Raw genomic sequence first — 11,881 nt, forward strand, 5'->3', positions numbered from 1 at the left:
CTTTTACATCAATTATGGCTACGTCTGATGCCAGCATACTTTTTAGAACACCACCGAATTTTTAAATAGGACAACGACTGTGCCAAAGAATCATGCAGTTCTCGAGCGATGGTCGAACGCTCTTCGAATAGGATAAGTTGATGTTCCTGCTGTCTTTGCTTACGTAGTGACAAGGCGGTGCTGACTAAATTGGTTAGCGCAACGATTAATTCATCATTTTGGGTATCTAACTCAACACTGGTAAACGGAAAAATGCTGTCTGTTCCCGTTTCTATGGTCTTGATACGCTGTGATGGCGCCACACCATCACCAGTATCATTATGGACGTTACTAGTGGCAAAAGACTGATTCATCACTAGCGTCGACTTTGGTCTGACACGTAATTCACCAAACTCTTCTTGTTGATGAGTAATTGGATAAGACTTTGTGAACTCACCATTTTTGGTGGCGCAGCTATCACAATTGAGCTTTTTGCACAGCTCTTTCATTCTTTCACCATGCAGAACGATGGCGTTTTTATTGGTAATATATTTATTCTGTATGCACAGCGTAAACTCTAAGTGTGGCAAGGTTTTGCTGAAATCTGCTACCAGCTTATCTAGCTGATATAAGCTGACTTTATTGGTGGTAATGGTTTTGGAAAAATCATAAAACAACGACAGCACATGATTGGCTTTTACCAAATGTTGGGTCTTTATCTGCACCTCACTCTCAAGCGAGCGCTGATAGGTCTCAATCGTACTTGCCATGTCGTTAAAAGAATTGCCGAGCACCTCAAACTCTCTATAGCCCGTTATAGATACTCGGGTATGGTATTTGCCTCTTTTAAATTGATTATTGGCTTTAATCAGCTGCTGGATAGGAGTTAGCACCGCTTGATGCAATCTTTGCATACCAATCAACATCACAATGAGGGTAAGTATCAATGAGAGTATTTGTAGGTTTTGCTGCCATATTTGACGCTGCTCGTTTCTATACTGTAGCTCGCCTACAAAGCGATCTACGTCTTTAATATACTTGTCTGAAACGCGATAAAACATCTGCTTATCTTGTGCCAACAATGCAGGTTTTAAATCCTGAGACCATTGGGACTGAACCTGTTTTAGCTGGTTGTTGATGCGGGTATGCCTGTTGGCACTCGTCAGTTGATACTGCTGTAACTCTTCAAGTCGTTCTTCCATGTCTTCGACAAGAAGCCCAACCTTTTCAGGCTTGGTCTTATTAGAAAAGTCCAGTTTGTCCTGTTTTTGAAGCGGCTTACCATCTGTATTGTTTACGCTATCTTGGTAAATGTTTAACACTGAGCTCGCGGGATGGTCATCAGAAAAGTCAGTCGCTAACTGAAAATTGATACGGTAGGCTGCCATCCGTATCGAGCCTGCGGTATTAATCGCCTCAGCATCTGAGCGTGCTACCCAAGCCAATGCCCCACTTCCTATCGCTGACATAAAGCATAAGATAGCGATGGTAATAATAGCGATCCAAGCGTGCAGGGACAAAGATTGTTTTCGTAGATTAGACATAACTAATAGCGCTCACCCATCAAAAATCAGTTTCTAAAAATATCTGCTCATAACTTTCAAGACCGTTGTTTTAACTATAGGGTTTGGAAAATAAAGAAGCTTAAATACAAATACCTCATTTGTAAACCCGCCTGCAACCTACCCCCTTCAGTCATCAGTATACCACTATGTATGAATACTCATATTCATGATAACGCAGTACCGTGAGTTATCATTTTTTGATAGATCAAGTGATTCATAGCGCTGACTAGCAGGCACAGTAGCCCTTTTTTATTAATATTAATATGAGTGGGCTTTACGGTATACCGCGAGTTTAAACGGCGGCTTAATCATAAGAAAACACTGATCATAACTAAGCGTAGCCGATACTAAGTGAGGAATAACATGGGCAGTCGTTACAACTTCAAAGGTGGTAAGCTCATCACTGACTGGCGTCCTGAAGTAGAAGAGTTTTGGGAAGGCGGCGGCAAAAAAGTCGCTCGTCGAAATTTATGGATATCGATACCATCATTGCTATTAGCGTTCGCGGTATGGATGGTATGGAGCGCGGTCATCGTACGCTTACCAGAAATTGGTTTTGCTTTTGATGCCGGCCAGCTGTTTTGGCTCGCGGCATTGCCAGGGCTATCAGGGGCGACGCTACGGATTTTCTATTCTTTTATGGTGCCTATTTTTGGTGGCCGACGTTGGACAGCGATATCTACCTTGTCTTTATTAATCCCAGCATTATGGATGGGATTTGCGGTTCAAAACCCTGATACACCATTTATAATATTTGCTATTATCGCCCTACTTTGTGGCTTCGGTGGAGGTAACTTTGCCTCATCGATGTCCAATATTTCATTCTTTTATCCAAAGGCTGAACAAGGCACGGCGCTGGGGCTAAACGCAGGTCTTGGTAATCTTGGCGTATCTGTGATGCAGTTCGTGGTACCGATGATTATCTTGGTTGCCGCGTTTGGTAGCTTGGGCGGTGATGCACAAATATCTGACAGCGGTAGATTGTTTTATCTACAAAACGCCGGCTTTATTTGGGTGCCTTTTATCCTGCTCTTCTCAGCATTGGCGTGGTTTGGCATGAATGACATCGCCACTGCTAAAGCCTCATTTAAAGACCAATCGATTATCTTTAAACGCAAACACAACTGGATCATGTGTATTCTTTATATGGCGACGTTTGGCTCGTTTATTGGCTTTTCAGCAGCGTTCCCGATGTTGATTAAAAACTCATTTCCTGCCATTGATGCACTCAAAGTTGCATTCTTAGGTCCTCTCGTCGGTGCTTTATTCCGCCCATTAGGTGGCTGGATATCTGACAAAACCAGCGGCGCAAAAGTTACCTTTTGGAACTATGTAGTAATGGTATTAGCAGTATTGGCAGTGATGTACTTCTTACCAAGTGAAACCCATGAGGGCAGCTTCGTCGGCTACTTTATCTCCTTTATGGTGTTATTCATCACCACCGGTATCGGTAACGGCTCTACTTTCACCATGATACCAGTCATTTTTAGAACCTTTCACGATCGCCGTCAGCCTCAAAAAGCAGGGACAGAAGAACTATTCGTCGAGATTCGCAAAGAGTCCGCAGCTGTGGTTGGCTTTACCTCAGCGGTCGCCGCATACGGCGCGTTCTTTATCCCCAAAATGTTTGGTTCAGGGTTGGGCGTTGATGGTACGTTTATTGCGCTCATCATCTTTTATATCCTCTGTATCGTTTTGACTTGGTGGTATTACAGCCGTGCTAATGCTGAAATTCCTTGCTAAGGGCAATCTATTAAAACGGGCTTTTAAGCACCATTCTTAAACCAAAACGTCTCTCTTTATAGTGCTACTTACCAGCGTAAGTAGCACTTTTTTTATTCAAGTTTCTGTTTGCTGTTTTTTAGTTTATCGATGCAGGCTATTTAACTTTTCTTAATGGTGTTTTTAACGATATTTTATTTTTGATAGCTACTACTAAGGTGGTAGTGCCCTGCTCATGTTAGCTAATAGTAAGACCGCCGTGGGGTAATTAAAATGACACCATCGAAAAATATTTACAGCTTGGGCAAAGGGTTATTTGTACCGCGCCACTCAGCTTTAGATACACCTTAGGCAATAATACAGAGGATAGCGAAATGAGCCATTTACTCGACCAATTCCGTTTTTTTAAACGTAAACAGGACGAATTCTCCGATGGGCATGGCGAGACACGCGATGAGTCTCGTGATTGGGAAAATGTGTATCGTAGCCGTTGGCAATATGACAAAGTCGTGCGCTCAACGCATGGTGTCAACTGTACTGGCTCTTGCTCATGGAAAATCTACGTCAAAAACGGCTTGGTCACGTGGGAGACGCAGCAAACTGACTACCCTGAAACCCGCCCCGACCTACCAAACCACGAACCGCGCGGCTGTCCTCGTGGCGCAAGCTATAGTTGGTACATGTACTCTGCCAACCGTGTGAAATATCCTAAGGTGCGTAAGCCACTTTTAAAGTTATGGCGTGAGGCCAAGGCTCAGTACCCTGACCCAGTCGATGCTTGGGGCAGTATCGTCCAAGACCCTGTTAAAGCTGAACAGTATAAATCTAAACGAGGCTTGGGTGGTTTTATTCGTTCGACGTGGGCTGAGGTCAATGAAATCATCGCTGCCAGTAACGTCTATACCGCCAAAACCTTTGGTCCTGACCGTATCGTTGGTTTTTCACCGATTCCTGCGATGTCGATGGTTAGTTACGCTGCTGGTAGTCGTTATTTATCGTTAATTGGCGGTGTTTGCTTATCGTTTTATGATTGGTATTGTGACTTACCGCCTGCTTCGCCAATGGTTTGGGGCGAACAAACCGACGTGCCTGAATCAGCCGATTGGTACAACTCTGATTATATTATTGCTTGGGGTTCAAACGTTCCACAAACGCGTACACCTGATGCGCATTTCTTTACCGAAGTTCGTTATAAAGGTACTAAGACAGTCTCTATCACCCCTGACTATGCTGAAGTCTCTAAACTAACGGACTTATGGCTGAACCCTAAACAGGGTACCGATGCCGCCGTAGCACAAGCATTCTGCCATGTCATTATCAAAGAGTTTTACCTCAAGCAACCAAGTGATTATTTCTTAGATTATGCCAAGCGCTATACCGACTTACCCGTCTTAGTAATGCTAGAAGGCGAAGAAGGCGCGCGCCATGCGGGTCGATATCTGCGTGCTTCTGATTTAATCGATGACTTGGGTCAAGAAAACAACCCAGAATGGAAAACCATCGGTCTAAATAGTGATGGCGAGCTGGTCTCTCCACTTGGCTCTATCGGTTATCGTTGGGGCGAAAAAGGCAAATGGAATCTGGAACAAAAAAATGGTGCCACTGGCGCCGATATTGACCTGACACTGACTCTAAAAGACAGTAATGAGACTTGCCAAGTCGGTTTTGATTACTTTGGGCATGTGTCGCACCCGCACTTTACCTCGGTGCCGGGTGAAGCCATACAACAGAAGACCGTTCCTTGTAAAACGGTTACGCTTGCCGATGGCACAACCGCTATCGTCGCTACCGTATTTGATTTAACCGTTGCCAATCTTGGCGTAGATAATGGCGTTGGCGGCGAGCATGTCACCGATGATTACAATGACGAGACCGTACCCGGCACCCCTGCATGGCAAGAAGTCATCACTGGTTTGAGCCGTGAGCGCGTCATCCAAGTGGCACGTGAGTTCGCTGAAAACGCCCATAAAACCCATGGCAAATCGATGATTATCATCGGCGCGGGTATGAACCACTGGTATCACCTCGATATGAACTATCGCGGCGTGATTAACATGCTGATGCTGTGTGGCTGTATCGGTAAATCTGGTGGCGGCTGGGCGCATTATGTTGGTCAAGAAAAACTGCGTCCACAAACGGGCTGGTTACCTTTAGCGTTTGCGCTTGATTGGCATCGCCCGCCACGTCATATGGCGGGTACCAGCTTCTTTTATGCTCATAGCTCACAATGGCGTCATGAGACTATTTCTGCCCATGAAATACTCTCGCCACTGGTTGATAAGAAGTTTTTCCCCGAGCATATGCTTGACTATAACATTCAAGCAGAACGTGCAGGCTGGCTGCCTTCTGCGCCTCAGCTCAACCGTAATCCACTGACTATCGCGGCCAAAGCCGCTGATAGTGGCAAAGATGTGGAAGAGTATGTCGTCGACTCTCTTGAAGACGGTAGCTTACGTTTTGCTTGTGAATCCCCTGATAACCCAGCGAACTTCCCACGCAACATGTTTATCTGGCGCTCAAACCTATTGGGCTCATCAGGTAAAGGTCACGAGTACATGCTGCATTACTTCTTGGGCACCAAAAATGGTCTCCTCAATGAAGAAAACTCAGAAGGTCATTTGCAACCAAAAGAAGTTGATTGGATAGAAAAAGGCGCGACTGGCAAGCTAGATTTGGTTGTCACTTTAGACTTCCGTATGTCTTCTACCTGTTTGTATTCAGATATCGTATTGCCAACAGCAACATGGTACGAAAAAGATGACATGAATACCTCAGACATGCATCCGTTTATTCACCCATTAACAGCCGCTACCGACCCTGCTTGGGAATCTAAATCGGATTGGGAGATATATAAAGGCATTGCCAAGAGCTTCTCAGAAGTATCAAAAGGTCATTTAGGTATTGAAACTGACGTCGTCACCTTACCGATGCAACATGACACCCCCGGTGAGTTGGCGCAACCATTTGGTGGCACTGACTGGAAAACAGCCGGTGAAAAACCAGTCCCGGGCAAAAACTGTCCAATGATTAAAGTGATTGAACGCGATTATGGCAATACTTATGCCAAATTCACCTCGCTTGGCCCTGCCCTAGAAGAACTGGGCAATGGCTCAAAAGGCTTGAATTGGGATATGAAAACAGAGGTCAAACAGCTGGGTGATTTAAACCATAGAGTAACCGAGCCGGGTATCTCTGAAGGTCGTCCTCGTATCTTTACCGCTATCAACGCTTCTGAGATGATTCTAATGCTCGCACCTGAAACCAATGGTCACGTGGCGGTAAAAGGTTGGGCCGCACTATCTGAATTTACTGGTCGCGACCACACCCATCTGGCCAAGTCTAGCGAGCATGAAAAAATCCGCTTCAAAGATATCGTTGCCCAGCCACGCAAAATCATCTCAAGCCCAACGTGGTCTGGTATCGAATCGGACGAAGTGAGCTATAACGCCGGCTATACCAACGTCCATGAGCTGATTCCTTGGCGCACACTGACTGGTCGTCAACAATTCTATCAAGATCACCCTTGGATGCAGGCATTTGGCGAGCAAATGCAGCAGTATCGCCCACCAATCGATACCAAGACCACTGAGCTGCTCAAAGACGCCAAGCCAAATGGTAATAAAGAGATTGTACTAAACTTTTTAACACCGCACCAAAAGTGGGGTATCCACAGTACCTATTCTGAAAACTTGCTCATGCTGACCCTTAGCCGCGGCGGACCTTGTGTTTGGATGTCGGAAGTCGATGCGCAAAAAGCCGGTATCGTCGATAACGACTGGATCGAGCTGTTCAATGCTAACGGAGCGATTACCGCCCGTGCCATCGTCAGCCAGCGTGTCAAAGAAGGCATGACCATGATGTATCACGCCCAAGAAAAACTGGTCAATATTCCAGGTTCTGAGCAGACCGGTACGCGTGGTGGTATCCATAACTCGGTCACTCGGACGATTTTGAAACCGACCCACATGATTGGTAGCTATGCCCAGCAGTCTTACGGCTTTAACTACTATGGCACCGTCGGTTGTAACCGCGATGAGTTTGTCGTGATTCGTAAGATGTCAAACATCGACTGGCTAGAAGATAAGCCAGATAACGAATTACCTCGCCCACTACCTACCAGCATTGACGGATAAAGCCATTTCTTCTATCGAAAATATATCCTTATTTTAGGATATCTCTGAAGAAACCAAAGCTGCTTTTTTACCACTATTTGGAGCACAGATCCATGAAAATTCGTTCGCAAGTCGGCATGGTGCTTAACCTTGATAAATGTATCGGTTGCCACACCTGCTCAGTCACCTGTAAAAACGTCTGGACCAGCCGTGAAGGCATGGAATATGCGTGGTTTAACAACGTTGAATCAAAACCCGGTATTGGCTATCCCAAAGAGTGGGAAAACCAAACTAAATGGAAAGGCGGCTGGATTCGTAATGCCAATGGCACGATTAATCCACGCATCGGCGGTAAATTCAGAGTATTGGCAAACATCTTTGCCAACCCTGACTTACCAGAAATCGATGACTATTATGAGCCATTTGATTTCGATTATCAGCACCTACATACCGCGCCGATCAGCAACCACCAGCCAATCGCTCGCCCGCGCTCAGCCATCACCGGCAAACGCATGCAAAAGATTGAATGGGGTCCTAACTGGGAAGAAATCCTTGGCTCAGAATTTGAAAAACGTCGCAAAGATAAAAACTTTGACAACATCCAAGCCGATATCTACGGCGAGTACGAAAACACTTTCATGATGTATTTGCCGCGCCTATGCGAGCATTGCTTGAACCCAACTTGCGTCGCGGCTTGTCCTAGTGGCGCGATCTACAAGCGTGAGGAAGACGGTATTGTCTTAATCGACCAAGAAAAATGTCGCGGCTGGCGCATGTGTATCTCAGGTTGTCCATATAAAAAGATTTATTACAACTGGAAATCAGGCAAATCTGAAAAATGTATCTTCTGTTATCCACGTATTGAAGCCGGTCTACCGACGGTTTGTTCTGAGACTTGTGTGGGTCGTATCCGCTACTTAGGCGTCTTGCTATATGACGCGGACAAAATCGCCGAGGCCGCTAGTACACCCAATGAAAAAGACATTTATCCAGCACAATTAGATTTATTTTTAGACCCTAATGACCCTGTGGTGATTGCCCAAGCGTTAAAAGACGGTGTACCGCAGTCAGTGATTGACTCAGCCCAGCGTTCACCAGTATATAAACTGGCGGTGGACTGGAAGCTTGCGCTACCACTACACCCTGAATACCGTACGCTACCGATGGTTTGGTATGTGCCGCCATTATCACCGATTCAAAACGCTGCTGAAGCGGGCCAAGTCGGTATGGACGGTTTGATTCCAGATGTCGACAGCTTACGTATTCCGCTACGTTATTTGGCCAATCTACTAACCGCAGGTGATGAAGAGCCTGTTCGTCTTGCATTAAAACGTCTACTTGCTATGCGTAGCTACAAACGTATGCAACTGGTCGAAAAGCAAGAAATTCAAAGCATCTTAGACGATGTTGGTTTGACTAAGCTGCAAGTTGAAGAGATGTATCGCTATCTGGCGATTGCTAACTATGAAGATCGTTTTGTTATTCCAACGGCGCACCGCGAAGAAGCGTTGAGTGATGCATTCGCTGAGCGTAACGGCTGTGGCTTTACCTTTGGTGAAGGCTGTTCAGGACATTCTGACAACAGTATGTTCGGTCAACGCAAAGCCAACCGTCGTGATTTCATCGATACCGTCCAAAAGTGGGAGTCATAAGATGCAAACTACTCAATATCATACCGACCGTTCTGTGAATGACCCTATTATGCCGTCGGTTATTGGTGCTTCAGACCTAAAGCTACTCAAGGTATTAAGCCTGCTCATAGACTATCCAAGCAATGAGCTATTTACGGGCGATACGCTTGCTGATTGTACAGAGATTGTCGCAACATCGACGCTAATTAGCCCAGCCGTGCGGGCGCAAATTATCGAGTTGATCGAAGACTTAATTGATACTGGCTCTCTTGAAGCACAGGCGCGCTATGACGGTCTGTTTGAGCGCGGTCGTTCTTTATCGCTGTGGTTGTTTGAGCATGTCCATGGCGAGTCGCGTGATCGTGGTCAAGCCATGGTCGATTTGATGGGTCAATATCAAGAAGCTGGTTTTGAGATTAGCGTTAAAGAGCTGCCGGATTTTTTGCCTTTATATCTCGAGTTCTTAGCCTATCAAGCTACGGTTATCGAAGATGATATTCAGATTCGTATGGATATTGCCGATGTCAGCCATATCATCGCCTTGCTTGCTGCTAGGTTAGAGGATCGCGGCAGTCTCTATCAAGGCTGCTTCAATGCACTCCTGCAAATTGCCGGTAAGCCGCTCGATATGATTGAAGAGTATCAAGAAAAAATCAGTAAAGAAAAACCTGATGACACCTTTGAAGCACTGGACAAAGAATGGGAAGAAGAAGTGGTCACGTTCTTAGATGCGCAACAAGAAGATCGCTGCCCATCACAAACCAGCACCCAAAGTCTGGCAGCAAAAGCGGGCGTTAGAGCCAATCCAAACGCCGTCGATGCGCCTGTGCATTGGGTAGACTTTAAAACCAACCCATCGGTTAAACAATAATAAGGAGAGATGACATGAATATTGCAGATCCTAGTGTATCGTCTATCGCCAATTTGAATTGGCTGCAAATATTCCTTTTTGGCGTTTATCCGTATATTGCATTGACCATTGCTATCATTGGTACTTGGGTACGTTTTGACTTGTCGCAGTATTCATGGAAAACCGGGTCGACGCAGATGCTAAGAACCAAAAACATGCGTCTTGCCAGCAACTTATTCCACGTAGGCATCATTGTGGTATTGCTAGGGCATTTATTTGGGATGCTGACGCCGCACTTTCTCTATGACCGATTTATCAGCGCGGGCCATAAGCAGATTTTAGCCGTAGTCGTTGGTGGCATTGCAGGGGTGTTCTGTTGGTTCGGTCTTGTGATGCTGATGTGGCGGCGTTTTACGGATGATCGTATTTCCAATACCTCGTCGTTTTCAGACAAGCTCGTCCTTGTGCTGTTATTTATCCAGCTCAACCTCGGTCTCGCGTCAATCTTTACCTCCATGCAGCATTTGGATGGCTTGACGATGATGAATTTAGCTGGCTGGGCACAAGACATCACCGTCTTAAGACCTTGGCAAGCAGCAGCGCGTATCGAGCAAACTGACTTGATTTATCAGCTACATATGGCGCTAGGTATCACTCTAATTGCGATATTTCCGTTCACACGGCTCATTCATATTATTAGTGCGCCCATTTGGTATTTCGGTCGTCGCTATCAAATTGTGAGACAAAAGAAATCTCAGTAAGTTTATAAAGCAGTATGTAGGGCGTGTCATCAATGAGCACATTTAATCAACACGCCCTACCTATTCAAACGTCTATCAAAAAATACATAGTGGAGCAAAAGCCATGACTGTCAGTACCTATAATCCAGCCGACCATGCGACTAACAATAATGTAAACGGTCACGTTCATAGTGGCAGTCAGACTGATGCTAACAACATGGCGAATGATCATGACCACAACCATGAACACAGCCACGACCACGGTGATGACATCGTGCATCTTATGCCAACCATGACGGATCTGCAAAAACCACATTCTGATCAAGAATTCATTGAAAAAGCCATGGAAGAAGAGCGCAGCAATCACAACAACCTAATCGCTTCTAGCCGTGATGAATTGCCTTCGGTCACGGTGAATGGGGTGATGATCGACAGAACCAACATTGCCCAAGAGCTGCAATACCACCCAGCAGAAAACAAAGAAGATGCGGTGTTTTATGCGACTCAGGCACTGGTGGTACGCGAATTACTCAGACTCGCCGTATTGGATGAGCCAAGCCTTGGTGAGACAGCATGGATAGACGATGAAGAACAAGCCATCTCGAGATTGATAGATAAAAACGTCCAAGCGACGATGCCTGATATGGCAACGTGTGAGCGTTATTACCAACAAAACATCACAGATTATATGACCGATCCAATTATGAATGTGCGTCATATATTGTTGGCGTGTTTGCCAGAAGATGGCGACGAGCGATTAAAACTCAAAAAAACCGCTTACGAGTTTATTGAACAAATCAAAAATAACAGCAACCGCGATGCAGAATTCATCCAATTGGCACGCCAGCACTCTGCTTGCCCATCAAAAGAACAAGGCGGTGAATTGGGCATTATTAACAAAGGACAAACGGTGCCAGAGTTTGAAAGCACGTTATTTAAGTTAGATAAAGGACTGGCGCCAAGCCCTATCGAAAGCCGCTATGGTTTTCATGTCGTTGAGGTGCTGAGCAAAGAACCTGGGATACAAATGATTTATGAGCAAGTCAGCCCTGCTATCCACAACAAACTAAGCCAGCAAGCCTTTCATCAGTCATTATGCGATTACCTGTTTACTTTAGCCAATGAAGCAGATATCGAGGGTATCGAGATGATGCTTGAGCAAGAAAACGTGTTTCGCGGATAATCAGTCAACTGTTAATCACTTGCTTCTTATTACTAGGTTTGCCCTCAACTCCTACGAGGGTACGCCCTAATACTTAATACGAATAAAATGAGTACAGAA

General features: G+C 45.4%; 7 protein-coding genes. 6 read left to right on the forward strand and 1 reads right to left on the reverse strand.

Annotation, left to right across the window (positions count from 1 at the left end; all coding sequences use genetic code 11):
• Window positions 1-8: 8 nt before the first annotated feature.
• Window positions 9-1,523: a type IV pili methyl-accepting chemotaxis transducer N-terminal domain-containing protein gene (locus EI162_RS04035; RefSeq protein WP_192523146.1), complete on the reverse strand. Its 1,515-nt coding sequence runs from the start codon at window positions 1,521-1,523 to the stop codon at window positions 9-11.
• Window positions 1,524-1,907: 384 nt separating this feature from the next.
• Between EI162_RS04035 and EI162_RS04040 the strand changes: the two genes are divergently transcribed.
• The 6 genes from EI162_RS04040 to EI162_RS04065 all read left to right on the forward strand — a co-directional run bounded on the left by EI162_RS04040 (window position 1,908) and on the right by EI162_RS04065 (window position 11,782).
• Window positions 1,908-3,287, forward strand: coding sequence for a NarK family nitrate/nitrite MFS transporter (locus tag EI162_RS04040; protein ID WP_192523147.1), 1,380 nt, complete (start codon window positions 1,908-1,910; stop codon window positions 3,285-3,287).
• A gap of 353 nt (window positions 3,288-3,640) precedes the next feature.
• A complete protein-coding gene (locus EI162_RS04045) occupies window positions 3,641-7,399 on the forward strand; it encodes a nitrate reductase subunit alpha (RefSeq protein ID WP_192523148.1) in 3,759 nt (1,252 codons plus the stop codon).
• Between the two features lie 92 nt (window positions 7,400-7,491).
• Complete coding sequence (gene narH / locus EI162_RS04050) at window positions 7,492-9,030, forward strand: nitrate reductase subunit beta (RefSeq protein WP_192523149.1); 1,539 nt, start codon at window positions 7,492-7,494, stop codon at window positions 9,028-9,030.
• 49 nt (window positions 9,031-9,079) lie between these two features.
• Entirely contained in the window at window positions 9,080-9,880 is an 801-nt protein-coding gene (narJ, locus tag EI162_RS04055; RefSeq protein ID WP_413038374.1) for a nitrate reductase molybdenum cofactor assembly chaperone, read from the forward strand.
• A gap of 14 nt (window positions 9,881-9,894) precedes the next feature.
• Complete coding sequence (narI, locus tag EI162_RS04060) at window positions 9,895-10,620, forward strand: respiratory nitrate reductase subunit gamma (protein ID WP_192523151.1); 726 nt, start codon at window positions 9,895-9,897, stop codon at window positions 10,618-10,620.
• Between the two features lie 103 nt (window positions 10,621-10,723).
• A complete protein-coding gene (locus EI162_RS04065) occupies window positions 10,724-11,782 on the forward strand; it encodes a peptidylprolyl isomerase (protein ID WP_192523152.1) in 1,059 nt (352 codons plus the stop codon).
• The last annotated feature ends 99 nt before the right edge of the window (window positions 11,783-11,881 follow it).

Source organism: Psychrobacter sp. FME6 (genome assembly GCF_014861365.1).
Lineage (GTDB): Bacteria > Pseudomonadota > Gammaproteobacteria > Pseudomonadales > Moraxellaceae > Psychrobacter.

Coding starts and splice junctions, on each gene's coding strand:
- narI (WP_192523151.1), top strand. CDS start 9,895: ATGAATATTGCAGATCCTAGTGTATCGTCTATCGCCAATTTGAATTGG.
- EI162_RS04065 (WP_192523152.1), top strand. CDS start 10,724: ATGACTGTCAGTACCTATAATCCAGCCGACCATGCGACTAACAATAAT.
- EI162_RS04035 (WP_192523146.1), bottom strand. CDS start 1,523: ATGTCTAATCTACGAAAACAATCTTTGTCCCTGCACGCTTGGATCGCT.
- narH (WP_192523149.1), top strand. CDS start 7,492: ATGAAAATTCGTTCGCAAGTCGGCATGGTGCTTAACCTTGATAAATGT.
- EI162_RS04045 (WP_192523148.1), top strand. CDS start 3,641: ATGAGCCATTTACTCGACCAATTCCGTTTTTTTAAACGTAAACAGGAC.
- narJ (WP_413038374.1), top strand. CDS start 9,080: ATGCCGTCGGTTATTGGTGCTTCAGACCTAAAGCTACTCAAGGTATTA.
- EI162_RS04040 (WP_192523147.1), top strand. CDS start 1,908: ATGGGCAGTCGTTACAACTTCAAAGGTGGTAAGCTCATCACTGACTGG.